The organism is Arthrobacter halodurans (assembly GCF_041877255.1).
GTDB classification, from domain to species: domain Bacteria; phylum Actinomycetota; class Actinomycetes; order Actinomycetales; family Micrococcaceae; genus Arthrobacter_N; species Arthrobacter_N halodurans.
This window is the reverse complement of sequence record NZ_JBHDLJ010000009.1, coordinates 118,251-141,168: the sequence shown is the minus strand read 5'-3', so window position 1 is coordinate 141,168 and position 22,918 is coordinate 118,251. Positions and strand designations below refer to the sequence as shown.

The window sequence follows — 22,918 nt, the reverse complement described above, 5'->3', positions numbered from 1 at the left end:
CCATCCCCGGGGGAACCGGACGTTGCGGCGGGCGGGCGGGAACCGGCGGAACCGGTGGAGCCGGGGCCGGGACGGGAACCGGGAGCGGATCCGGGGCCGGGACCGGGACGACGGCCGGAGCCGGGGCCGGGAGCGGATCCAGCAACGGGTCGATGGTCGGGGCCGGGGCGGCCACGGACCCCGGATCCTCCGCGCCGGGGTAGCCGAGCACGGCGAGCACCGCCGCCCAGCGCAGGATCTCCCCGGCCGTCATGTCCGCCAGGCCCCGCGCGACCGGCGACTCCCGCGGCGCCTGCCCTGTGGCCGTTTCCTCGTCCATGACCCCACGCTACGCCCGGCCACCGACAGAATGGGAACACACCTTCGAATGCGGAGAATCGTCGGCGCACGGAACCTGTGGAAGTCGAGTGGCCGGCACTGCCCGCCCACCAGGGCCGCCGTCCGGAACGCGAGGTCCTCCGGCTCGGCCTAAGACCAAGCACGTGGGGCTCCGCGGCGCTGGCTAGGTTCGTCCCGCGGGCTGCCGGCCTGCGCCGGGCACCTCGGCGCCGGGCAACATCGCGCCTCGGCTCATGGATTCGCCATCCACATCGCGGTCCAGGCCGGTGTCGGGGTCGGTTCCGGACGACGGCCGCGCGGCCAGGAACTCGCGCCGGCCCGGGCCCACGGCCTTGACCACGGCGACGGCGATGGCCGTCGTCACCGGAATGGCCAGGACCAGACCAATGGATCCGACCAGCGTGCGGACGACCTCCTCGGCCAGTTCCCCGCTGGTGAACGTGTCCAGCAACGGACGGTCATAGAGGCTGACGAGGATCAACACGGGCAGCGCCGCGCCCGCATAGGCGAAGGCGATCGTGTAGACCGTGGACGCGATGTGGTCGCGCCCGATGCGCATCGCGGACGTGAACAGACCCTGCGCCGAGGTGTGCGGCGACGCCTCGGCCAGTTCCCACACCGCCGACGACTGCGTGATGGTCACGTCGTTGAGCACGCCCAGCCCGGCGACCAGCAGACCGCAGAGGATCACGCCGGACAGGCTCAGTTCGGGCACCTGGTTGATCAGGGTGTACGCGTTTTCGTCGCCCACTCCGGTGAGGTAGGCGGCATCGGTGGCCCACGCGGCCAGCAGCGCCGTCACCAGCAGGCCGAAGAGCGTGCCGAGCAGTGCCGTCGTCGTCCGGGCCGTGAAGCCGTGGGCGAAGTACAGCACCGAGATCATGATGACGGACGACCCGACAAGGCCGACCAGGAGCGGCGGCTTGCCCTCCACGAGGGCGGGCAGGATGAACCCCGCGAGCACCGCGTAGGCTCCCGCCAGGCCGAGCAGCGCGCGGAAGCCCCGCCACCGCGCGACCGCGCACACGACGACGGCGTAAGCGGCGGCCAGCAGCAGAATCGGAGCCGTGCGCACGAAATCCACAAACACGTAGGGCGCCGCCGACCCGGTGACCGCGCCGCGGAGGTCGAGGTAACGAACGGTGTCGCCCGGGTGGACCCCGCTGGAGGCCACGATCTCGGGCGGCACCTCGACGGGCACGGCGCCGCCCCCCGATTCGGGGAGCACGTAGGAGACGTCGCAGAGTTGCGCGGTTCCGCCGGCCTCGGCCGTCGCCCCGGCCGAGGGGCACTCCTCTGTGACGGTCTTCTGCACGGTCCCGGTCACGAACTCGACGCCGGCCGCCGCCGAGTAGGGGTCCCCGAGTGACACGCGGTCCGCGGCGGCACCGGGCCAGAGCGCGATCACGCCTGCGCCCGTGAGGACGGCCAGGGGCAGCAGGATGGCCGCCAGGATGATCGTGGCGCGGCGGCGCCGCAATGGATCGACCGCGGGCCGACCGTCGTGTTGGTGGCTGTGGCTGTGGCCCAAGCGATTCCTTCCGCGGCGTGGGCCGCGCCCGGTCGGGCGCGGCCACACCATCCTACGAGGCACGAGTGGCCCCGCGGGGACGCAGGCGGTGGCGACGAATCAGGCGGTGGCGACGATGTGCGTCGTCGTCACGACCGTGGTCTGGCCCGCGGCGATCAGCGAATCAACGAGGTCCGCGAGGGGAAGCATCGCGTCGTCCACCTCGAGCTTCACTGGGTATTGGTGCACCAGCATCGCCAGCAAACCCGAGAGCGCCTCGCGCGCCTCGGCGTCGGACAGGGACGGGTCCCACCCCATCAGGACGTCCGCGGGGGCGTCGATGCGGTCGGGCTCGTAGCTGATCGCGAAGGAGAGGATCTTCCCGCCCAATTCGCGGGGCTTGTCCCTCAGCACGACGGCGCCCTTCGCTCCCGTCGGTTCCCCCAGCAGCATGGTCTGCGCTCGGCCGAGCGTCATCTCGGCGCGGTCCCAGCCGTGGACGGCGTTGTAGAAGTCGGCGACCAGCTGGGTGAGCTCGACCGAACCCGTCGCGGACTCCTCCAAGGTGAGCCCCTCGTCGTCGAACACGGGAAGCCGCAGCCCGCCGGGCTCGACGACGACGGCGCGGGAACGCTGCAGTGGCTGCTGCCCAACCGACGCGGCGAAGGCAGCCGCGGCCTCCGCCTCCGCGCCCTCGGCCGTGTAGCGGGACTTCAGCGCGGACGCGCCGGACGGGGCGGGCTCGAGGCGCAGGCGGCGGAGCAGCTCCGTCGCCACGCCCTGTCGCCGGTGGTCCTTCGCGACCTCGGCGAAGAACCAGAGCCGGTCCGGATGCAGCGAGGACTCGAAGACGGTCGCCGCGGCGACGGGCACGCCGTCGTCCTCGGCGACCAGGGTGCGGGCCCACGGGTCGTCCGTCGAGGGACGCAGCATGGTGCGGTCGAGGTGCGCCTGCGGCGTGGACGGATCGCCCCAGATCTGCAGGAGGGCCAGGTCGTCGCCGTCTTGCCACGGTCGGAAGTTCAGGGTGTTCATCGTGCTCCTGTCGGAAGGGATCACGGGCCTAGGCGCCCAGCAGCCGGGCGGCGAGATAGGACTTGACCTGGTCCAGGGAGACGCGCTCCTGGCCCATGGTGTCCCGCTCGCGGATGGTGACCGCGTGGTCCTCCAAGGTGTCGAAGTCGACCGTGATGCAGAACGGCGTGCCGATCTCGTCCTGGCGGCGGTAGCGCCGGCCGATGGCCCCGGCGTCGTCGAAGTCGATGTTCCAGTGCTTGCGCAGGTCGGCCGCGAGGGCCTTGGCCTTGGGCGAGAGCTCCTCGTTGCGGCTCAGCGGCAGCACGGCGGCCTTGACCGGGGCGAGGCGCGGATCCAGGCGCAGCACGGTGCGCTTGTCGACCCCGCCCTTGGCGTTGGGCGCCTCGTCCTCGGTGTACGCGTCGACGAGGAAGGCCATCATGGACCGGGTCAGGCCGAACGACGGCTCGATCACGTAGGGGGTGAAGCGCTCCCCGTTGGCCTGGTTGAAGTAGCTGAGGTCGGTGCCGGAGCCCTTGGTGTGCGACGAGAGGTCGTAGTCGGTGCGGTTGGCGACGCCCATCAGCTCGCCCCACTCCGAGCCCTGGAAGCCGAAGCGGTACTCGAAGTCGATGGTGCCGGCGGAATAGTGCGCGCGCTCGTCCTCGGGGACGTCGAAGCGGCGCATGTTCTCCGGGTTGATGCCCAGGTCCAGGAACCACTCCCAGCAGATCTCCACCCAGTCCTTGAACCAGTGGTCCGCGTCCTCGGGGGCGGTGAAGAACTCGATCTCCATCTGCTCGAACTCGCGGGTGCGGAAGATGAAGTTGCCCGGCGTGATCTCGTTGCGGAAGGCCTTGCCGATCTGCCCGATGCCGAACGGCGGCTTCTTCCGCGAGACCGTCAGGACGTTGTTGAAGTTCACGAAGATGCCCTGCGCGGTCTCCGGGCGCAGGAAGTGCAGCCCGGCCTCGTTGTCCACGGGACCGAGGAAGGTCTTGACCAGGCCGGAAAACAGCTGCGGCTCGGTGAACTGCCCCTTGGTGCCGCAGTCGGGGCAGGCGATCTCGCTCATGCCGTCCCGGGGCTCGCGGCCCTTCTTGGCCTGGAACGCCTCGACGAGGTGGTCCTGGCGGTGGCGCTTGTGGCAGGACGTGCACTCGACCAGGGGATCGGTGAATGTCGCGACGTGGCCCGAGGCCTCCCAGACGGCCTTGGGAAGGATGATGGAGGAGTCCAGGCCGACCATGTCCTCGCGGCCGCGGACGAACGCCTGCCACCACTCGCGCTTGATGTTCTCCTTGAGCTCGGTGCCCAGCGGCCCGTAGTCCCAGGCGGAGCGGGAGCCGCCGTAGATCTCACCCGCCTGGAAGACGAACCCGCGCCGCTTGGCGAGGGAGATGACCTGGTCGAGCTTGGACTGGGGCGCCATAGAAAAAACTCCAAAGGTTCACGTGGCCGCTGGTTGCGGTCCGTAACGGGGGGATCGATACCGCCCCAGCCTAGCGCGGCGGCGGATGCGTGGCCGCATCGCGCGGGGGCACGGGACCGCTCAATGGCCGCCCGGACCCCGCCGCGGCCGCGGGGTGCCGCCGGGCTGCCACGAGGCAACCAGCACCGCGAGCAGCGTGATGAGGGTGCCCACGACCTCGGGGGCGGCAACGCGTTCGGGGGCCAGGACGAGGTCCAGCAGCAGCGACCCGAGCAGTTGGCCGGTCACCAGTCCGATCCCGAGCAGGAGCGAGCCGAGCCGCGGCACCAGCGTGACGCCGACGACGACGAACATGATGCCCAGCGGACCGCCGAGGACGTGCCACCACGCCGGCCCTTGCTCCGGCACGACGCCGGGGGCGCCCAGCGCCACGCCGGCGCCGCACGCCGCGAGGAGGCCCAGCACGCCCGCGACGTAGTTCACGGCGATGGCGGTGGACGTCGCGCCGTAGGCGATCCCGGCCCGGGAGTTCATGGACTGCTGGAAGCTGACGAACAGGCCCGCCGCGGCGGCGACGGCCAGCCCCCACCACGCGGACGGGTCGTCCCGGGCGCGGAGCCCCGTGCCGGCGGCGGCGACCGCGGCGCCGACGATCAGGAGTCCGGCGCCGGCCAGCCGCTGGCGGGTCATGCGCCGCCGCCCGGCCGGGCTGAACCCCACGACGTCGATGGCGATGCTGCCCAGCGTGCGCGTCGCGACCACGGCGACCGCGAAGAGGGCCAGCCCGATCGTGCCCACGCTGAGTGCCTGGGCCACGATGTAGAACGCCCCCACCAGGCCGGACAGCAGGAACCAGCGCGGGACGCTGCGTTCCTTCCAGACGGCGGGGACCCGGGCCCAGCCGCGACGCCCGGACGGGAGCGCCACGCTGGCGAGCAGCACGATTCCGAGCGCCGCGCCCTGGCTCAGGAGGGCCGCGGCGAGCACGCTCCCCATCGACGCCGCGGCCGCGGCGGTGACGAGCGCCTGGACCGGCATGAGGATCCCGGCCCCCGCGGCGACGAGCAGCGGAACCGCCGTCGGTGCGGGTGGGCGCTGGGTCACGGTTCTCCTCTGCTCGGCTCGGTCCCAGCTTGCCAGACCGCGGGGCCCGCGCATTCGCGTCCGGGGGCCTGCTGCCGGATGATGGAGCCATGAGCACCCCCGAACCGATGACCCTGCAGATCCGCGACGACACCATCCGCCTGGGACAGCTGCTCAAGCTGGCGTCCCTGGCCGAGGACGGCTTCCACGCCAAGGAAATGATCGAGAACGGGATCGTCAAGGTCAACGGGGAGATCGAGACGCGGCGCGGCCGCCAGGTCCGGCCCGGCGACACGGTCGAGGTCAACGGCGAAACGGTGGCCGTCGAGTCCTCCGCGTCCTAACTCACGCGTCCCAGCAGGCAGCGAGGATCCCGCGGGCGTCGTCGAGGCTCATCCCCGCGCCCCGGGCGGCGGCGGCGAACGCGCGGGCCTCGGCCAGCGTCGGGACGGCGGTGGCGTGGCCCGGGTTCACCCGGGTGCCGGCGGCCCGTCCCGTGCGGATCATGCCGCACGCCTCGAGTTCGCGGTAGGCCTTGGCGACCGTGCCGACGGCGACGCGCAGGTCGGCGGCGAGCTGCCGCACCGGCGGCAGGCGGGTCTCCGCCGGGAGCTCGCCTCCCTGGATGAGCGCGGCGAGCTGCGAGCGGATCTGTTCGGTGGGCGGCACCGGGGCGCCCGGATCGACGGTGATCACGGCGTTCCGGCGGTCACGGCACGGCGGGCGCCGCGGCGGCTCCCGCGCCCGCGGCCGCCCGCGCCAGCGCGGCCAGTCGCCGGAGGGCGGCCACGCCGAGCACGACGGCGGCCAGGAGCAGCAGGGCCCCGGCCCACCCGGTCGCCGCGCCGATGACGGCCCACGGCCCCTCGGTGACGAAGTCCGGCACCGCGTCGCCGATCCGGTCCCCCACCTCGAACCCCACGCGGTCCCCGGCCCGGCGCAGCGGTCCGAAGGCCATCAGCAGCACCAGCGCGAGTTGGAGCGCAAGGAACGCCGCGCTGACGAGCGCCAGGAGATGGCCCTCGAGCATCCGCCGCGTGTCGTCGAACCCCGCGAGCGCGGGATCCAGCGGGCGGGCGCGCGCGGCCACGGCGCGCAGGGCCATCAGGAGGAGGACGCCGGCCAGTGCGGCGACGGCCAGCACGGGCAGCCCGTAGTACCAGCCGGGGAACGGCCCCGCGGCGCCCGTCCCGTAGTGGAGCTCGGTGACGAACCCGGCGTCGTCCGTGGTCCATGCGGAGATGCCCACGCGGGGGAACTGCCGGCGCCGGCCGGTCTCGTCCGGGGTCGAGACCGCGCCGAACAGGAGCACCGCGGCGGCCAGGAGGGCACCGAGCAGCGCGGGAAGGACGAAGGCCCACGCCGGCCCGTGCGCCCGCGCCGTCCGGACCTCCAGGCGCGCGCTGCGCGGCCCCGGCTGGATTCCGTGCACCGTTCGGGTCGCCCACAGCGACGCCGCGGCGTGCACGGCGGCCCAGGCCAGCCACATCAGCGACGGCGCCACGAGCAGCGGCAGCCCCACGAGGCTGGGCCACGCGGCCTGCGCGGCGACGCAGAGGGCCCCGGCGGCGACGGCGGCGGCCACCGCGGACGCGTGCCGCACGGCGTCGGCCCGCAGCGCCGCCGCCGCCTCGGCCCGGCCCGCGGATCCGACGCCGGCCGGCGCGCCGCGCGGCGCCTCCACGGGCGAGGGGATGGCGCGGGACACCAGGACGCCGAGACCCACGAAGATCCCCAGAACCACCAGGAACACGCCACCGATGACCGCCATGTCGAGCCGCCTTTCCGTCCGTTTGTATCAACAGGACAAGACAAGACCCTGCGGACGCTTGTGTCAAGTGGACGCTACAAAAGACCGGTCGTGCCGCGGTCGGTCCCTGCGGACTGGTGCCGCGTCAGGACGCGAGGACCGTGCCCCGCAGGAATTCGCTGACGTGGCCCATCTCAGCCTGGGTGATCGAGTGCTGCAGGCCCGCGTAGAGCATCTTGGTGAGATCGGTGTGCTCCGTCGCCCACTCGTGCGTGTACTGGATCTTGTCCGGGGTGATGACCTGGTCCTCCTGCCCGCGGCCCCAGAACAGGGGCGGCCGCGCGGCGCGGGTTCCGGCGTCGTCGAAGAAGGGGTCGCCGTCGTCGGGGACGGCGAACCCGGACAGTCCGACGACGGCGGCCACGTCCCGGGGCCGGTGGCGCAGCGCGCTCGTCGCGACGGCCATCCCCATCGAGAAGCCCAGCAGGGTCACCGAGGAGTGGTTGCCCCGGACGGTGTCCAGCCACGCCCAGACGTCGGCGACGGAGCGCGTGACCCGGTCGACCGAGAAGTCCGGCTCGTGCATCAGCGGGAACCACGTGAAGCCCGGGCCCAGCGCCCGCGGCGCGCGGACGGAGGCGATCGTGAACTCGGCCGGCAGCAGGGGGGCGAGGCCGAGCAGATCCAGCTCGTGCGAGAGGTAGCCGTGGAAGGCCACGAGCAGCGGGGTGCCCGCGCGCTCCTCCTCCGGCTTGGACCAGGCGACGACGGGTTTCCAGGTGGTTTCGGTCATGGCACCATTCAACCAGCCCCGCAGGCCGCGGCGCGCGGCCGCCGCGGGGCCGCCAGCGCCCAGCCCGGGAGTCCCTAGTCCAGGAAGCCGTCCCGCAGTTCCGCGTCCAGCTGCCCGATGTCCGTCAGGAAGCCGTCGTGTCCGATGGGAGAGGTGATGTACCGGACCGCGGTCCGGCCGGGCAGGGACCGTGCCAGCCGCTCGGACTGCTCGGGCCAGTACAGGCGGTCGCTGTCCACGGCGGCGACCATGAACCGCACCCCGGCGAGCCGCCCGAGCGCGGACCGCACCCCGCCGCGGCCGCGGCCGACGTCGTGGCTCATGAGCGCCTCCGTCAGCGCCAGGTAGCTGTTGGCGTCGAAGCGGCCGACCAGCTTCGAGGCCTGGTGGTCCAGGTAACTCTCCACCTGGTAGCGCCCGCGGTCGAACGTCGCCGAGCCGAGCGGGAGTTCGGACCCCTGCGGCGACCGCCCGAACCGCACGTCCAGCTCCGGCTCGGAGCGGTACGTGATGTGCGCGAGCCGCCGGGCCAGACCCAGTCCGGCCACGGGGCCCGGCCCGGCGGCGTAGTAGTCGCCCCCCGCGAAGTCCGGATCGAGCCGGATGGCCTCCGTCTGGATGCGCGCGAAGGCGATCTGCTCGGCGCTGGACGCGGCCGTGGCCGCGACGACGACGCAGCGCGCGACGCGGTCCGGGTACTCGGCGGCCCACTCCAGGGCGCGCGCGCCGCCGAGCGAGCCGCCGAGCACCGTGTGCCAACGGTCGATGCCCAGCGCGTCGGCCAGCCGCGCCTCGGCGCGGACGGAATCGCGGACGGTCGTGAACGGGAACCGCGAACCCCAGGGCCTGCCGTCCGGATCCGGGCTGGACGGCCCGGTGGTCCCGTAGCAGCCGCCGACCATGTTGGCCGCGACAACGAAGAAGCGGTCGGTGTCGATGGTGCGGCCGGGACCGACGAAGCCGTCCCACCATCCCGGCTCCGCGCCCTCGCCGCGGGCCACGTGCGTGTCGCCGGTCAGCGCGTGGTGGAGCAGCACGGCGTTGGAGGCGTCGGCGTCGAGCCGGCCCCACGTCTCGTAGCCCACGTCGAGGAACGGCAGCGAGCCGCCGGTCTCGAAACGGAACGGGCCCGTCCGCAGGGTGCGCAGGACACCGTCCCGCCCGGGCCCCGCGGCGTCCGTCCGGGTCAGGCGCTGGGATGCGGTGCCGAAGTCGATGCTCACTTCACCGCCTGGAGGTCGGTGGCGCCGGTGCGCACGGCGTCGAATCCCGCGGCCAGGTCGGCGATGATGTCGTCGATGTGCTCGATCCCGACCGCCAGCCGCACCAGGCCCGGGGTGACCCCGGCGGCACGCTGCTCGGCCTCCGCGAGCTGGGAATGGGTCGTCGAGGCCGGGTGGATCACGAGCGAGCGGACGTCGCCGACGTTGGCCACGTGGGAGTGCAGCACGAGCGCGTCGACGAAGGCCTGCCCCGCCTCCTTGCCGCCGGCGATCTCGAAGGACACGATCGCCCCCGTGCCGCGCGGTCCGTACCGGCGGCCGCGCTCGAACCAGGGGCTGGACGGGAGTCCCGCGTAGACGACGGACCCGACCTGCTCCTGGGTCTCGAGCCACTCGGCGACGGCCTGCGCGTTGGAGACGTGGCGCTCCATGCGCAGGCTGAGCGTCTCCAGTCCCTGGGCGATGAGGAACGCGTTGAGCGGCGCGACGGCGGATCCGAGGTCGCGCAGGAGCTGTACGCGCGCCTTGAGGACAAACGCCAGGTTCGCGCCGAGCAGCCCGCCGACCCCGAGGTCCCGCGCGAAGACCAGCCCGTTGTAGGACTCGTCCGGCGTGTTGAAGCCGGGGAACCGCTGCGGGTCCGCCGCGAAGTCGAAGTTCCCGGAGTCCACGATGACGCCGGCCATGGCCGTGCCGTGCCCGCCGAGGTACTTGGTGGCCGAGTGGACGACGATGTCCGCGCCCCACTCGATCGGGCGGATCAGGAACGGCGTGGACAGCGTGTTGTCGACGATCAGCGGCACGCCGACCTCGTGGGCGACGGCGCTGACGCCCTCAATGTCGAGCACGTCCTGGCGCGGGTTGGCGACGACCTCGCCGAAGAACGCCTTGGTGTTCGGGCGCGCGGCCGCGCGCCACTGGTCGAGGTCGTCCGGGTCGGCCACGAACGTCACCTCGATCCCGAGCTTGCGCAGGGTGTGCTTGAAGAGGTTCTGCGTGCCCCCGTAAAGGCTGGGGCTGGCGACCACGTGGTCCCCGGACTCGGCGACGTTGAGGATGGAGTATGTCGTCGCCGCCTGGCCGGAGGACAGCAGCAGCGCGCCGACGCCCCCCTCGAGGTCGGCGATGCGGGTCTCCACGGCCTCCTGCGTGGGGTTGCCGATGCGGGTGTAGATCGGCGCGAGCTCCTGGAGGGCGAACCGGGCCGCCGCGCTCTCGGCGCTCGGGAAGACGAACGACGTCGTCTGGTAGATCGGGAGGGCCCGGGCGCCCGTCGCCTCGTCGGGCGTCTGCCCGGAATGGATCTGTCGCGTCTCAAAGGACCAGTTGCTGGACATCGTGGTGCTCCCCTTCGTCGGAGGGGCCGTCCCCTGCGGCGGGCCCACCGGACGGTGGCGCCGCCGGAAACGACCCGCGCTTGCCCCACGCCCTTCGCGGCGCGGAGCCAGGTCCTCACCCGGGGCACCCCACCGCGAGTGGAGGGTTGCCGGCCAGCAAACCGGGGTTTCGCGCTGGCACTCATGACCTACCACCAGTCTACGGACGGTCGCGCGGGCGGCAAGATCCGCGGCCGTTTTGTGACGCCGGAGGTACGCATTTCGCCTTCCGCCCGCTGTCAGGCGCGTATTAGGGGAGCCTAAGTCGAGACCCACCTCACAAAGTGCCATCATGGGCACATGATGAGGTTGGACCATGTTTCTTACGCTTGCGGACCTGATGGGCTGGCGGCCACGGCCGGGCGCATCGCAGACATGTTGGGGATCGAGTCCGTCAAGGGCGGCGTCCATCCCCGTTTCGGCACGCGGAATGTGATTTTCCCGCTGCTGAACGACCAGTACCTGGAGGTGGTGGAGGTGCTGAATCACCCGGCGTCGGACAAGGCGCCCTTCGGGCAGGCCGTGCGCGCCCGCTCCGAGATGGGCGGCGGCTGGATGGGCTGGTGCGTCGCCGTCGACGATCTGGCGCCCTTCGAGGAGCGGCTGGGCCGCTCCTCCGTGCCGGGCAACCGGAAGTTCCCGGACGGCCAGGAACTGACGTGGCAGCAGATCGGCATTAAGGGCCTGATCTCCGACCCGCAGGTCCCCTACATGCTGCGCTGGGACGACGGCACAGAGGACCTCCACCCGTCCAAGGCCCTGGCCCCGCAGGGGCGGATCTCCAAGATCACGATCGCGGGCTCCCGGGAGCGCGTCCGCGAATGGCTCGGCACCCCCGAGCAGAGCCCGCTGGAGGGCGTCGAGGTGGAGTGGCAGGCGCCCAACGGAACTCCCGGCATCATGTCCGTCACCTTCGACACCCCCCACGGAGCGGTGACGGTCTAGCGCCGTCGCGGTCCGGCGGTCGGGTCCGGGCCTAGGTCCCCAACCCGATCGCCGGACCGAGGAGCGAGTATCCGACGAATCCCGCGGTGTCCAGCAGCGCGTGGGCGATCACCAGCGGCATGACGCGCTTGTAGCGCAGGTACAGCCAGCCGAACACCAGGCCCATGAGCACGTTCCCGACGAACGGCCCGAACCCCTGGTACAGGTGGTAGCTGCCGCGCAGCAGGGCGGAGGCGAGCAGGATCGGCCACACGCCCCAGCCGAGCCGCCGCAGGCGGTCGAACAGGTAGCCGACGACGATGACCTCCTCCACGACGCCGTGGCGCACCGCGGACAGGGCCAGGACGGGCACGGTCCACCAGTACGGCTCGAGCGCGGCCGGGACGATCGCCGTGGTCACCCCGAGGGAGCGGCCGACGGCGTACATGGCCAGCGTGCCCAGCCCGATCCCGACGAAGAGCGCGACCCCCCACCCGAGGTCGGCCCAGGGCCTGCGCAGGTCGAACCCCATGCGCCGGAAGCCGTTGGCGCCCGCGTGCGCGAAGAGGAAGAACACCAGCGCCACCGGCACCAGGGCGAAGACGATGTCGAGCAGCTGGTACGTCAGGTCGAAATACGGGCGCTCGCTGAGGCTGTTGTTCATGCTGGTCGTCTGGTCCGCCAGCGGGGCGCGACTGAGCTTGTCCATGAGGCTGACCACGGCGTAGACCGCGGACTGCCCGAGCGAGAGGCCGAGGACGATGAGGAGCTCCACTTTCAGCCGCCGGTGGTCCTTCGTCGGGCCGCCGGTTCCGGTCTGCCGCGGGTCGTTGCGCACTCGGTCCATGACCCGATCCTAGCGATGCGGCGGCTCAGCCGCCGTGCCGGACACCCGCCCGCCAGACCGCGCCGGTCAGCGGCATCCCGGGGCGGTACGCCAGATGGGTCGCGGACGGCGCGTTGAGCAGCTGGAGGTCGGCGCGCTTGCCCACCTCGAGCGACCCGACGCTGTCCTGCACGCCCAGGGCCAAAGCGCCGCCGAACGTGGCCGCCCGCACGGCCTCGTCCACCGTCAGCCGCATCTGCAGGACGGCCGTCGCGACGCAGAAGTTCATCGACGTCGTGTAGCTGGTGCCCGGGTTGCAGTTGGAGGCCAGCGCGATCTCCACCCCCGCGTCGACGAGCCGTCGCCCCGGCGCGAGCGGCTGCCGCGTGGAGAGGTCGCAGGCGGGCAGGCAGGTGGCCACGGTGCCGCGCGCGCCGCGCGCCGCGGCGGGGTCCCAGCCGGACCAGCTGCCGGCGAGCGCGGCGACGTCGTCGTCGTCCAGGTGGTTCACGTGGTCCACGCTGGCGGCGCCGAACTCGACCGCCAGCCGCACCCCCGGCCCCGGTCCCAGCTGGTTCCCGTGGACGCGCAGTCCCAGGCCCGCCCGCCGGCAGGCGTCGAGGACGCGCCGGGACTGCTCCTCCGTGAAGGCCCCCCGCTCGCAGAAGACGTCGGCCCAGCTCACGTACGGGAGGACGGCGGCGAGCATCCCGCCGCAGACGAGGTCGGTGTACTCGTCTGCGTCGGCCCTGGCGGGGACCAGATGCGCTCCGAGATAGGTGACCTGGTCGGCGACCGTGGACGCGATCCGCGCGTGCCGGGACTCCTCCTCCACGCTCAGGCCGTAGCCGGTCTTGGTCTCCAGGTACGTGGTGCCGCCGGCGACGGCCTCGGCCACGCGCCCCAGCAGCAGGCGGGTGAGCTCGTAGTCGCCCGCCGCGCGGGTCGCGTCCGTGGTGACGGCGATGCCCCCCGCGGCGTATTCCCGCCCCGCCATCCTGGCCTCGAACTCGGCGCTCCGGTCCCCGGCGAAGACCAGGTGCGTGTGCGAGTCCACCCACCCCGGCAGCGCGGCCCGGCCGGCGGCGTCGTAGGCCTCGTCGGCCGCCGGGGCGGCCGCGGCCGGGCCGATCCAGGCGATCCGGTCGCCGTCGAGCACGACGGCGGCGTCCGCCAGGACGCGGCGCTCCGGATCCTGGGTGGTCAGCTCGGCGATGTTGGTGATCAGCGTGGCACTCATGCGAACTCCGGATGTTCGGCCAGGAAGGCGCGGTAGAGCCCGGCGGGATCGCCGAGGCCGGCGTGGATGCCGTCGCGCGCCACCTCGACGCCGTTGACGACGACGGAGGCGACGTCGGACGCCGTCGCGGTCAGCGGGAGTTGCGCGGGGCGGGATCCGGCGGTCCGGAGGCTCCCGGAGCGCACCGCGACGCGGTCGCCGTTCCCGGGCAGGCCGAGGCTGCGCAGTCCGCCGCCGCGGGACGCGGCGACGAGCTCGCCCGGCGAGAAGCGCCCGCGCACGCCGCTGCGCAGCCGCTCCCCGTGCTCGAGCGCACGCATCTCCAGGAACGGGTCCACGACCGCGTGCTGGTCCGTGCCCAGCGCCAGGCCGGCGCCGGCATCGGCAAGCTCGCGCGCCGGGCCGATCCCGTCCGCGAGGTCGGCCTCCGTGGTGGGGCACATGACGACCGTCGCGCCGGCGTCGCCGAGCAGGGCGATGTCGGCGCCGGTCAGGTGCGTCGCGTGGACCGCCGAGAGCCGGTTCGTGAGCAGGCCGTGGCGGTGGAGCAGCGCGGCCGGCGTCGCCCCGTGGGCGGCCAGGCACGCCGCGTTCTCCGCGGGCTGCTCCGAGAGGTGCACGTGCAGCGGCACCGCGGGATCCAGGCCGGCCGCGATCGCGTCCAGGTCCCGCGGCGGGACGGCGCGGACCGAGTGGATGGCCGCGCCGAGGCCCACCAGGCCGCGGCCGCCGTCCTCCTCGGCGAGCGCCGCGCGCAGCCCGCCCAGGCGCTCCAGCCAGGCCGGCGCGCCGCCGTCGCTGAAGCGGAGCTGCGTCTCGTCCAGGGGCACCGGGCGGCCCGCGGCGTCGAGGCCCCCGTCCACGTAGCACGCGTCCAGCAGCACCAGGCGGATGCCCGCGGCGACGGCGGCGCGGGCCAGCGCCCGCTCCATCGCGTGGTCCGCGTACGGCTTCCCGCCCGGCGCGTGGTGCAGGTAGTGGAACTCGCCGACCGCGGTCCACCCGCTGACCGCCATCTCGGCGAAGACCGCCGTCGCCAGCCGCCCGTAGGACTCGGGGGTCAGGGCCGACGCGGCCGCGTACATCTGGTCGCGCCAGGTCCAAAACGTCCCGGCGCCGCCCGCGGCGCCGCCGTGCGTGCGCCCGCGCAGGATGCGGTGGAACGCGTGGGAATGCGCGTTGACCGGACCGGGGAGGTCCACCGTGCCGGCGGCGTTCACAGGAGGTCCTCCAGCGCGTCCGCGAGCGCCGCCGTCCCGGCGGCGGCGTCGTCGTCCTCCACGTGCTCCTCGGGCGAGTGGCTGATGCCCGAGGGGTTGCGGACGAAAAGCATGCCGGTGGGCACGACGCCGGCCAGCACTCCCGCGTCGTGCCCGGCGCCGGTGGCCAGCGCGGGGGCGCCGGGGACGGTGCGGGCCACGGACCGCGCCAGGGAACGGCCCAGGGCGTCGTCGAAGTGGACGGTGCCGGAGTAGGACTCCTCGACGAGCGAGACCGTGCAGCCCTCGAACGCGGCGATCTTCTGCGCCTGCCCGTGGATGGTCTCCACGACGGCGGCGGTGGTCGCGTCGTCGGGGTGGCGGACGTCCAGCCACAGGTCCACCCGCGAGGCGATGACGTTCGTCCCCCCGGGGACGGGCTCGAGCCGGCCGACCGTGGCGCGCGCGTCCGGGCGGGCCGCGGCGACCTTGCGGACGGCGAGGACCATCTGCGCGGCCGCCACCATGGGGTCGGCCCGGTCCTCCATCAGCGTGGTGCCCGCGTGGTTGCCCTGCCCGTGGACGCTCAGCCGCCAGCGCCCGTGCCCGAGCACGGAGGAGGCGACGGCCAGCGCGGGACCGCGGCCGGCGGCGTCGGTGAACTCCTCGGTGTTGAGCCCGCGGCCCTGCTCCACGTGCAGCTCCACGAAGTCGCCGATGAGCGCGAGGGTCTCCCCGTCCCGGCCCATGCGCTCCGGGTCCAGCCCGTGGGCGCGGGAAACGTCCGCGAAGGTGTTGCCGTCCGCGTCGCGCAGGCCGAGCGCCTGGGCGGGGTCGATGGCCCCGGCCAGCAGGCGGGAGCCCAGGCAGGCGACGCCGAAGCGCGAGCCCTCCTCCTCGGGGAAGACCGCGACGGCGAGCGCGCGGTTGCGCCGCAGGTCGCCCGCGGCCTCGCGGGCGCGGAGCCGGTCGACGGCGGCGAGGGCCGACGCCACGCCGAGCGGCCCGTCGAACGCGCCGCCCCCGGGGACGGAGTCCAAGTGGGACCCGGTGACCAGGGCGCCGCGGCGCCCCGCGCCCGGGAGGTCCCACCAGGCCCACAGGATCCCGTTGCGGTCCTGCTCGACCTCCAGTCCGCGGGACACCGCCTCGGCGAGGAACCATTCGCGGAGTTCCAGTTCGGGGGTCGAGTAGACCGGGCGGGTGTAGCCGCCGCGGCGAGCGTCGCGGCCGGTGCCGTCGATCGCGGCCAGCAGGGAGGTGACGTCGGCCATGCCCTACTCCGCCATCGGGATGCGGACGCCGCGCTCGCGCGCCACGTCGGCGGCGCGCTCGTAGCCGGCGTCGACGTGGCGGATGACGCCCATCCCGGGGTCGTTGGTGAGCAGCGCCTCGAGCTTCGCGGCGGCGAGTTCGGTGCCGTCCGCGACGCAGACCTGGCCGGCGTGGATCGAGCGGCCGATCCCGACGCCGCCGCCGTGGTGGATGGACACCCACGTGGCCCCCGAGCTGGCGGCGGTGAGCGCGTTCAGCAGCGGCCAGTCGGCGACGGCGTCCGAGCCGTCCCTCATGGCCTCGGTCTCGCGGTAGGGGGAGGCAACGGAGCCGGAGTCGAGGTGGTCGCGCCCGATCACGATCGGCGCAGACACCCGGCCCTCGGCGACGAGGCGGTTGAACAGCAGGCCCGCCCGCTGGCGTTCGCCGTAGCCGAGCCAGCAGATGCGCGCGGGCAGCCCCTCGAACTCGACGTGCTCGGCAGCGGCGTCGATCCACCGGTGCAGGTGCGCGTTGTCCGGGAAGAGCTCCTTGATGGCGGCGTCGGTGACGCGGATGTCCTCCGGATCGCCGGACAGGGCCACCCAGCGGAAGGGGCCCATGCCCTCGCAGAAGAGCGGGCGGATGTAGGCCGGGACGAAGCCGGGAAACTCGAACGCGCGGGAGTAGCCGCCCTGCCGGGCCTCGTCGCGGATGGAGTTGCCGTAGTCGAAGACCTCGGCGCCGGCATCCAGGAAGCCGACCATCGCCTCGACGTGGCGGGCCATGGAGGCCTGGGCCTTCTTGGTGAAGCCCGCGGGGTCCGCGCGGGCCTCGGCATCCCACTGGTCGATCGCGTACTCGGAGGGCAGGTAGGACAGCGGGTCGTGCGCGGACGTCTGGTCCGTGACGATGTCGACGGCCAGCTCGCCCGCCAGGTGGCGGCGCAGCAGCTCCGGGAAGACGTCGGCGGCGTTCCCGACGAAGCCGACCGACAGCGCGCGCCGCTCCGCCTGGGCGGCCGACACCTTGGCGACGGCCGCGTCCAGGTCCGTTTCGACGTCGTCCAGGTAGCGCTTGCCCAGGCGGCGGCGCAGGCGGTCCTCGGAGACGTCGACGACGAGGACGGCGCCACCGTTGAGGGTCACCGCGAGCGGCTGGGCCCCGCCCATGCCGCCGCAGCCCCCGGTGAGCGTGAGCGTCCCGGCCAGCGTGCCGTGTTCCCCGCCGAGCTTGCGGGCAATGGCCGCGAACGTCTCGTAGGTGCCCTGCAGGATGCCCTGCGTGCCGATGTAGATCCAGGACCCGGCGGTCATCTGGCCGTACATCATCAGGCCCTCGGCCTCCAGCTTGCGGAACTCGGGCCAGGTGGCCCAGTCCCCCACCAGGTTGGAGTTGGCGATGAGCACCCGGGGCGCCCAGCGGTTGGTGCGGAAGACGCCGACGGGCTTGCCGGACTGGACCAGCAGCGTCTCGTCGTCCTCGAGGTCCCTCAGCGTCCTGACGATCGCGTCGTAGGCCTCCCAGCTGCGGGCCGCGCGGCCCGTGCCGCCGTAGACCACCAGGTCCTCGGGCCGCTCCGCGACCTCCGGGTCGAGGTTGTTCATGAGCATGCGCAGCGGCGCCTCGGTCTGCCAGCTCTTGGCGGTCAGCTCCGTGCCGCGCGGCGCGCGGATCGTCCGCGAGGGATCGTGTTGGGTGAAGCTCATGGCGGGGGCCTTTCCGTTCCTGGTGGGCGGGGTGTTCGGGGCGGGGTGTTCGGGCGGGGGGGGTTTCAGGCGGTGGCGAAGAGCGCGGCGGCGCGGGCCGAGACCAGATCGCCGAGCCGCGCGGCGGCCCGGTCGTCGGTCCGGTAGCTCGGGGCCACGATGCTCAGGGCTGCGACGACCCGGGGACCGGCAAGGACCGGCGCGGCCACCGCGGTGACGTCGGATTCGACGGCGTTCGCGACGGCGGTGTAGGTCCCGGCCGGGACGTGGCCCAGCAGGACCGCGCCGGCGGCGCTGTCGGCCAGCGGGAAGGTGCGCCCCACCCAGTTCACGTGGCGGACGGCGTGCGTGCCCTCCTCGATCGCCAGGTAGAGGCCGTCGCCGTTCCCGGCGGCGACGCTGAGGTAGGCGGATTCCCCGGTGTCCGCCACGAGCGCGGCCAGTGCCGGCCGCGCGGTGGCGACGAGGGACTCGTGGCTCAGCGCCTCGACGCCGAGCTGGACCATGCGGTAGCCCGGCCGGTAGAGCCCGTCCTGGCGTTTCGTGGCGAAGCCGTTGGCCTCGAGGGTGCGCAGGAGCCGCAGCGCCGTCGAGGGCGAGAGGCCCATGGCCTTGGCCGCCTCGGCGAGCTTCACGCCGTCGTGCTCGCACACCACACGGAGCAGTCCGAGCACGCGGTCGGCGCTGCGGGTGGTGGCGTCGGGCTTAGCCAGGACGTCCATGGTTCCTCCGGTCCTTGGTGCGTACGGATGTTGCGTCTAGTAGAACACCAGTTTCATCTAACGGCAAGGTCCGAACGTTGACGCCGGGGGACGCGTGTTGTTTCATGTAACGGTCAGAGCATTTTATTCTTCGAAAGACCGTTGCCGCACCGCGGCAGAAACGGAGATCCCCATGTCGAGCCGTTCCCCGCTGATCCTGGAGTCGAACCGCCGCTCGTTCCTCGTGGGCGCCCTGGTCGCCGGCGGCGGGGCGCTGGGCCTGAGCGCGTGCGGATCCGGCAGCCCGTCCGGCGCGGCCGCGGAGTCGCCCGGCTCCGGCGGCGCGCTGGAGAGCGTCACACTCGGGCTCATCCCCATCACCGACGTCGCACCCGTCTACCTGGGGATCCAGCAGGGGTACTTCCGGGACGCGGGCATCGACCTGACGGTGCAGATGGCCCAGGGCGGCGCGGCGATCCTGCCCGCCGTGATGACCGGCGACTTCCTCTTCGGCTACTCGAACGTCGTCTCGCTGCTGATCGCCGCGGACAAGGGCCTGCCCATCGCCGTGGTCTCCAACGGCTCCAGCTCCACCAACACCCCGGGCGAGGACGTCACCGAGGTCGCCGCGCTGCCGGCGAGCGGAATCTCCGGGCCCCTCGACCTCGTGGGGAAGACGGTGGCGGTGAACGCCCTGAACAACTTCGCCGACGTGACCATCCGCAACTCCGTGGAACGCGCCGGCGGCGACCCCGACGGCGTCAAGTTCGTGGAGATGCCCTACCCGAACATGCCGGCCGCGCTGGAGCGCGGCGACGTCGACGCCGCGTGGACCACCGAACCGTTCCGGACGCAGATCCTCGACGCGGGCGGCAGGATCGTGGCCAGCCCGATGACCGACCTGGCCGAGGACTTCGACTCCGCCTACTACTTCACCTCGCGCGCCACCCTCGAGGAGAAGCCGGAACTCGTGGCCGGGTTCCGCGATGCGCTCGCCCGGTCCTTCACCTACGCCATGGAGCACGAGGACGAGGTCCGCGCCATCGTGCAGGACTACGCGAAGGTCACCCCCGAGCTGGCCGAGACCGTAGTGATGTCCGTGTGGACGCCGCGCATCAACCGGGACGCGCTGGCCGCGCTCGGGAGCGCCGCGGCCCAGTACGGTGTCCTGAGCAAGGAACCCGACGCGGACGCGCTGATCTCCGAGTAGCCGCACCCGTCCCGACATCCCACCCCACCGAAGAAGGCCTCCATGACCCCGACCGCCGTACAGCTGCGCCCCGAGCCCCTCTCCCCCGCCGACGTCGTCGCCGTGGCCCGCCACGGCGCGCGCGTCGAGATCTCCGGCGAGTCGCTCGAGGCCATGGCCGCCTCGCGGGCCGTCATCGACGCGCTGGCCACGGACGAGCGGCCCCACTACGGCGTGTCCACGGGCTTCGGCGCGCTGGCCACCAAGCAGATCCCGGTGGAGCTCCGGGCCCAGCTGCAGCGCTCGCTGATCCGCTCGCACGCCGCGTCCTCCGGGGCGGAGGTGGACCGCGAGGTGGTGCGCGGGCTGATGCTCAACCGCCTGCACACCATGGCGACGGGACGGACCGGGGTGCGCCCCGGCGTCGCGCGGGCCTACGCCTCGCTGCTGAACGCGGGCATCACTCCCGTGGTCGGCGAATACGGCTCGCTGGGCTGCTCCGGCGACCTGGCGCCGCTGTCCCACTGCGCGCTGGCCGCCCTGGGCGAGGGCCGCGTGCGCGACGCCCGCGGGGCGCTGGTCGACGCCGCGGACGCCCTGGCGGAGGCGGGACTCGAACCGGTGGTGCTGGCCGAGAAGGAGGGGCTGGCGCTGATCAACGGCACGGACGGAATGCTCGGCATGCTCCTGCTGGCCGCCGCGGACCTCCGGCGCCTGGTCTCCACGGCGGACCTCGCGGCGGCGATGAGCGTCGAGGGGCTGCTCGGCACCGACGCCGTGTTCGCCGCCGACCTCCACGCCTTGCGGCCGCACCCCGGGCAGCTCGCCTCCGCGGCGAACATGCGGGCCGTGCTGGCCGGCTCCACGCTCGTCGAGATGCAGAAGAACGGCGACCACGCGTTCACGCGTGTCCAGGACGCCTACTCGCTGCGGTGCGCGCCACAGGTGCACGGCGCGGTGCGCGCGACGCTGGACCACGCCGAGTCGGTGGCGGCCCTCGAGCTGGCCTCGGCCATCGACAACCCCGTGGTGACCGCGGACGGCCGCGTCGAGTCCAACGGCAACTTCCACGGCGCGCCCGTGGGCTACGTGCTGGACTTCCTCGCCATCGCCGTCGCGGACCTGGCCTCGATCTCGGAGCGCCGCACCGACCGGTTCCTGGACAAGGCGCGCAGCCACGGGCTGAACGCCTTCCTCGCGGACGACCCCGGCGTCGACTCCGGTCACATGATCGCCCAGTACACGCAGGCCGGCATCGTCTCCGAACTCAAGCGCCTGGCCGTCCCGGCCTCCGTGGACTCCATTCCGAGCTCGGCGATGCAGGAGGACCACGTGTCGATGGGCTGGGCGGCAGGGCTGAAGCTGCGCCGGTCCATCGACGGGCTCGAGCGCGTGCTCGCCATCGAGCTGCTGACCGGCGCCCGCGCCTTGGACATGCGCGACGGCGGCGTCGCGTCCTCGAAGTCCTCGCCCGTGCTGACCGCGGTCCGCCGCGCGGTCCGCACGGTCGCCGACGGTCCCGGCACGGACCGCTACCTGGCACCGGAGATCGAGGCCGCGCTCGGCCTGGTCCGCAGCGGCGAGGTGCTGGCCGCGGCGAACGCGGCCGCCGCATCGCCGCTGCTCTGAGGTCCGCGGCCCGGGAACATAGGGTGGGGGCATGAGCCAGCAGCACAACGACAGCATCATCCGCTTCGCCGACCGCCGGCCCGAACGCTGGCGCAACGGCGGCGGCACCACGGTGGAGATCGCCCGCGGGCCGCGCGGCGCGGAGGACGGCGCGTGGGGCTGGCGGATCAGCGTCGCCGACATCGAGCGGGCCGGGGACTTCTCCGAGTTCCCGCAGTGTGAGCGGCTGCTCACCGTGGTGGAGGGCGACCTGCTGCTCCTCACCGTGGACGGGCGCGAGCAGGGGCTGGAGCGGTACCGCCCGTTCCGCTTCGACGGCGGCGCGGCCGCCGGCGCGGCGCTGCCGACCGGGGCCATCCGGAACCTGAACGTCATCGCGGCCGCCGGGTTCCGCGCCCACGTGGCGATCGTGGAGCTCTCCGGCACGCGGCCCCAGCCGGTCTTCGGGGGGCAGCACGCGGTCGCGCTGCAGGGCCGCGTTGCCGTCGACGGGGTGGCGCTGGGGCGCTACGACGCCGTCGTCGGGTCCGACGGGGCGCCACCCGAGGTGACCGGGCGCGGGGTCCTGGCCGTCGTCTCGGTGGATCCCGCGGCGTAGCCCGCGGCGGCGGATCCGTGCCGGGTCAGCGCAGGCGCGCCGGGTCCAGCGCCGCCACGACCTCCGGCGGGAACGGGGGCTGGCGCCCGAGCAGCAGCGCGGCGGCCAGCTCCGCCATGCCTGCGGAGGTCTGGAAACCGTAGCCGCCCTGGCCCGCGAGCCAGAAGAAACCCCCGACGTCCGGGTCGGGGCCCAGCGCGGGCACGCCGTCCGGGGCCTCGGTCCGCAGGCCGGTCCATGCCCGGTGCACGCCGGTGACGCCCAGTGTCGTGACCTCGTTGATGCGCGCCACGAGGTCCCCGACGTCGCGGTCCCGCGGGCGGGCGTCGCCCGGCTCGGCGGGCTCGGCCTCGGACGGGGAGACAAGCACGCGGCCGCCCTCGGGGCGGAAGTACCAGCTGTGGTCGGCGGCGCCGACCATGGGCGTCCCCGGCGGCAGCGGGTTGCGGACGTCGACGTAGGCGGCGGTGCGGCGCAGCGGCACGAGCCCCAGGGGCCGCGCACCGAACAGCTCCGCGACCTGGTCCGCCCAGGCGCCCGCGGCGTCGACGACGCGCCGGGCGCGGAACGACTCCCCTCCGGCCCGGACCAGCCATTCCGAGCCGACCCGCCGGGCGGCGTCCACGCGGCGGCCCGTGAGGATGCGTGCGCCGCGCGCGGCGGCGAGGGAACGGTGGTGCTCGATCAGGGCGCCGGCGTCGGTCCGCACGCTCGTCTCGTCCAGCGCGGCCGCGGCGAAGGCGTCCGGAACCAGCGCCGGGACCAGCACGCGGGCCGCGGCGTGGCCGATGTCGCGCATGGTCTCGGAGGCGTGGGCCCGCACGTCCGCGGGCGAGCCGACCAGCAGGAAACGGCTCGGCCAGGCCAGCGGCCGCCCCGCCGCCGGCATTGCGGCGAGGGCCTCCAGCGTGCGGCGGGTCAGCGCGCGCACCGGCTCCGGACCGTAGCTGGGGATCAGCTGCTGCGCCGAGCGCCCCGACGTGTGGTAGGCCAGCGTCGGCTCGGCCTCGAGGAGGAGGACGTCGGTGGCCGCCGCCAGCTCGGAGGCCAGCGAGAGGCCGGCGATGCCGCCGCCGATGACCAGCACGTCGACGACGCCGCCCGGGGGAAGAACCGTTGCGTCCAT

22 protein-coding genes and 1 riboswitch are annotated in these 22,918 nt (G+C 73.5%); of the genes, 5 read left to right on the top strand and 17 right to left on the bottom strand.

Going from position 1 to position 22,918, the window contains the following annotated elements; all coding sequences use genetic code 11:
• The 5 genes from ACETWP_RS12040 to ACETWP_RS12020 all read right to left on the bottom strand — a co-directional run.
• Positions 1-319, bottom strand: a 319-nt coding sequence (locus tag ACETWP_RS12040) for a hypothetical protein (protein ID WP_373972493.1), incomplete at its 3' end; no start/stop codon positions are given.
• Positions 320-502: 183 nt separating this feature from the next.
• Positions 503-1,870, bottom strand: coding sequence for a YibE/F family protein (locus ACETWP_RS12035; protein WP_373972492.1), 1,368 nt, complete (start codon positions 1,868-1,870; stop codon positions 503-505).
• Positions 1,871-1,969: 99 nt separating this feature from the next.
• On the bottom strand, positions 1,970-2,884 hold the full coding sequence (locus tag ACETWP_RS12030) for a GNAT family N-acetyltransferase (RefSeq protein WP_373972491.1): 915 nt from the start codon (positions 2,882-2,884) through the stop codon (positions 1,970-1,972).
• A 28-nt stretch (positions 2,885-2,912) separates the two neighbouring features.
• Positions 2,913-4,298 carry a glycine--tRNA ligase gene (locus ACETWP_RS12025; protein WP_373972490.1) on the bottom strand — a complete coding sequence of 462 codons (1,386 nt, stop codon included), beginning with the start codon at positions 4,296-4,298 and terminating at the stop codon, positions 2,913-2,915.
• Between the two features lie 120 nt (positions 4,299-4,418).
• The gene (locus tag ACETWP_RS12020; RefSeq protein WP_373972489.1) at positions 4,419-5,402 is read right to left on the bottom strand and encodes a DMT family transporter; all 984 of its coding nucleotides are present in this window, start codon (positions 5,400-5,402) and stop codon (positions 4,419-4,421) included.
• An 89-nt stretch (positions 5,403-5,491) separates the two neighbouring features.
• On the opposite strand from ACETWP_RS12020, the gene ACETWP_RS12015 reads away from it, so the two are divergent.
• On the top strand, positions 5,492-5,725 hold the full coding sequence (locus ACETWP_RS12015) for an RNA-binding S4 domain-containing protein (RefSeq protein ID WP_373972488.1): 234 nt from the start codon (positions 5,492-5,494) through the stop codon (positions 5,723-5,725).
• A gap of 1 nt (position 5,726) precedes the next feature.
• Here the strand turns inward: ACETWP_RS12015 and ACETWP_RS12010 are convergent, their stop codons facing one another.
• The 5 genes from ACETWP_RS12010 to ACETWP_RS11990 all read right to left on the bottom strand — a co-directional run bounded on the left by ACETWP_RS12010 (position 5,727) and on the right by ACETWP_RS11990 (position 10,484).
• Positions 5,727-6,077, bottom strand: a complete 351-nt coding sequence (locus ACETWP_RS12010; RefSeq protein WP_373972487.1) for a GntR family transcriptional regulator — start codon at positions 6,075-6,077, stop codon at positions 5,727-5,729.
• Between the two features lie 13 nt (positions 6,078-6,090).
• Entirely contained in the window at positions 6,091-7,152 is a 1,062-nt protein-coding gene (locus ACETWP_RS12005) for a hypothetical protein (protein ID WP_373972486.1), read from the bottom strand.
• Positions 7,153-7,276: 124 nt separating this feature from the next.
• Positions 7,277-7,924, bottom strand: coding sequence for an alpha/beta hydrolase (locus ACETWP_RS12000; protein WP_373972485.1), 648 nt, complete (start codon positions 7,922-7,924; stop codon positions 7,277-7,279).
• A gap of 74 nt (positions 7,925-7,998) precedes the next feature.
• Complete coding sequence (metX, locus tag ACETWP_RS11995) at positions 7,999-9,141, bottom strand: homoserine O-acetyltransferase MetX (RefSeq protein ID WP_373972498.1); 1,143 nt, start codon at positions 9,139-9,141, stop codon at positions 7,999-8,001.
• A 2-nt stretch (positions 9,142-9,143) separates the two neighbouring features.
• Complete coding sequence (locus ACETWP_RS11990; RefSeq protein WP_373972484.1) at positions 9,144-10,484, bottom strand: bifunctional o-acetylhomoserine/o-acetylserine sulfhydrylase; 1,341 nt, start codon at positions 10,482-10,484, stop codon at positions 9,144-9,146.
• A gap of 71 nt (positions 10,485-10,555) precedes the next feature.
• Positions 10,556-10,673, bottom strand: a riboswitch (SAM riboswitch).
• A gap of 150 nt (positions 10,674-10,823) precedes the next feature.
• On the opposite strand from ACETWP_RS11990, the gene ACETWP_RS11985 reads away from it, so the two are divergent.
• Positions 10,824-11,468, top strand: coding sequence for a VOC family protein (locus tag ACETWP_RS11985; protein WP_373972483.1), 645 nt, complete (start codon positions 10,824-10,826; stop codon positions 11,466-11,468).
• Between the two features lie 31 nt (positions 11,469-11,499).
• On the opposite strand, the gene ACETWP_RS11980 is transcribed toward ACETWP_RS11985, so the two are convergent.
• The 6 genes from ACETWP_RS11980 to ACETWP_RS11955 all read right to left on the bottom strand — a co-directional run bounded on the left by ACETWP_RS11980 (position 11,500) and on the right by ACETWP_RS11955 (position 18,397).
• Positions 11,500-12,294, bottom strand: a complete 795-nt coding sequence (locus ACETWP_RS11980) for a CPBP family intramembrane glutamic endopeptidase (RefSeq protein WP_373972482.1) — start codon at positions 12,292-12,294, stop codon at positions 11,500-11,502.
• A gap of 25 nt (positions 12,295-12,319) precedes the next feature.
• A complete protein-coding gene (gene hutI / locus ACETWP_RS11975; protein WP_373972481.1) occupies positions 12,320-13,513 on the bottom strand; it encodes an imidazolonepropionase in 1,194 nt (397 codons plus the stop codon).
• Positions 13,510-14,733, bottom strand: coding sequence for a formimidoylglutamate deiminase (locus ACETWP_RS11970; protein ID WP_373972480.1), 1,224 nt, complete (start codon positions 14,731-14,733; stop codon positions 13,510-13,512). The genes hutI and ACETWP_RS11970 overlap by 4 nt, the downstream gene beginning before the upstream one ends.
• Positions 14,730-15,986, bottom strand: a complete 1,257-nt coding sequence (locus ACETWP_RS11965; RefSeq protein WP_373972479.1) for an allantoate amidohydrolase — start codon at positions 15,984-15,986, stop codon at positions 14,730-14,732. Before ACETWP_RS11965 ends, ACETWP_RS11970 begins: the two co-directional genes overlap by 4 nt.
• Positions 15,987-15,989: 3 nt before the next feature.
• Positions 15,990-17,675 (bottom strand): urocanate hydratase, encoded by a 1,686-nt coding sequence (gene hutU / locus ACETWP_RS11960; protein WP_373972478.1) that lies wholly within the window; start codon positions 17,673-17,675, stop codon positions 15,990-15,992.
• Between the two features lie 65 nt (positions 17,676-17,740).
• Positions 17,741-18,397, bottom strand: a complete 657-nt coding sequence (locus ACETWP_RS11955; RefSeq protein WP_373972477.1) for an IclR family transcriptional regulator — start codon at positions 18,395-18,397, stop codon at positions 17,741-17,743.
• A 172-nt stretch (positions 18,398-18,569) separates the two neighbouring features.
• Here ACETWP_RS11955 and ACETWP_RS11950 point away from each other — a divergent pair, with 172 nt between their 5' ends.
• From ACETWP_RS11950 to ACETWP_RS11940, 3 genes are read left to right on the top strand one after another with little or no spacing between them, the layout of a single operon-like run.
• Positions 18,570-19,586 (top strand): ABC transporter substrate-binding protein, encoded by a 1,017-nt coding sequence (locus ACETWP_RS11950; protein ID WP_373972476.1) that lies wholly within the window; start codon positions 18,570-18,572, stop codon positions 19,584-19,586.
• A gap of 42 nt (positions 19,587-19,628) precedes the next feature.
• On the top strand, positions 19,629-21,194 hold the full coding sequence (hutH, locus tag ACETWP_RS11945; protein ID WP_373972475.1) for a histidine ammonia-lyase: 1,566 nt from the start codon (positions 19,629-19,631) through the stop codon (positions 21,192-21,194).
• A 31-nt stretch (positions 21,195-21,225) separates the two neighbouring features.
• Positions 21,226-21,792 (top strand): HutD/Ves family protein, encoded by a 567-nt coding sequence (locus ACETWP_RS11940; RefSeq protein WP_373972474.1) that lies wholly within the window; start codon positions 21,226-21,228, stop codon positions 21,790-21,792.
• Positions 21,793-21,817: 25 nt separating this feature from the next.
• Here ACETWP_RS11940 and ACETWP_RS11935 read toward each other — a convergent pair whose 3' ends face one another.
• On the bottom strand, positions 21,818-22,918 hold the full coding sequence (locus ACETWP_RS11935; protein WP_373972473.1) for an NAD(P)/FAD-dependent oxidoreductase: 1,101 nt from the start codon (positions 22,916-22,918) through the stop codon (positions 21,818-21,820).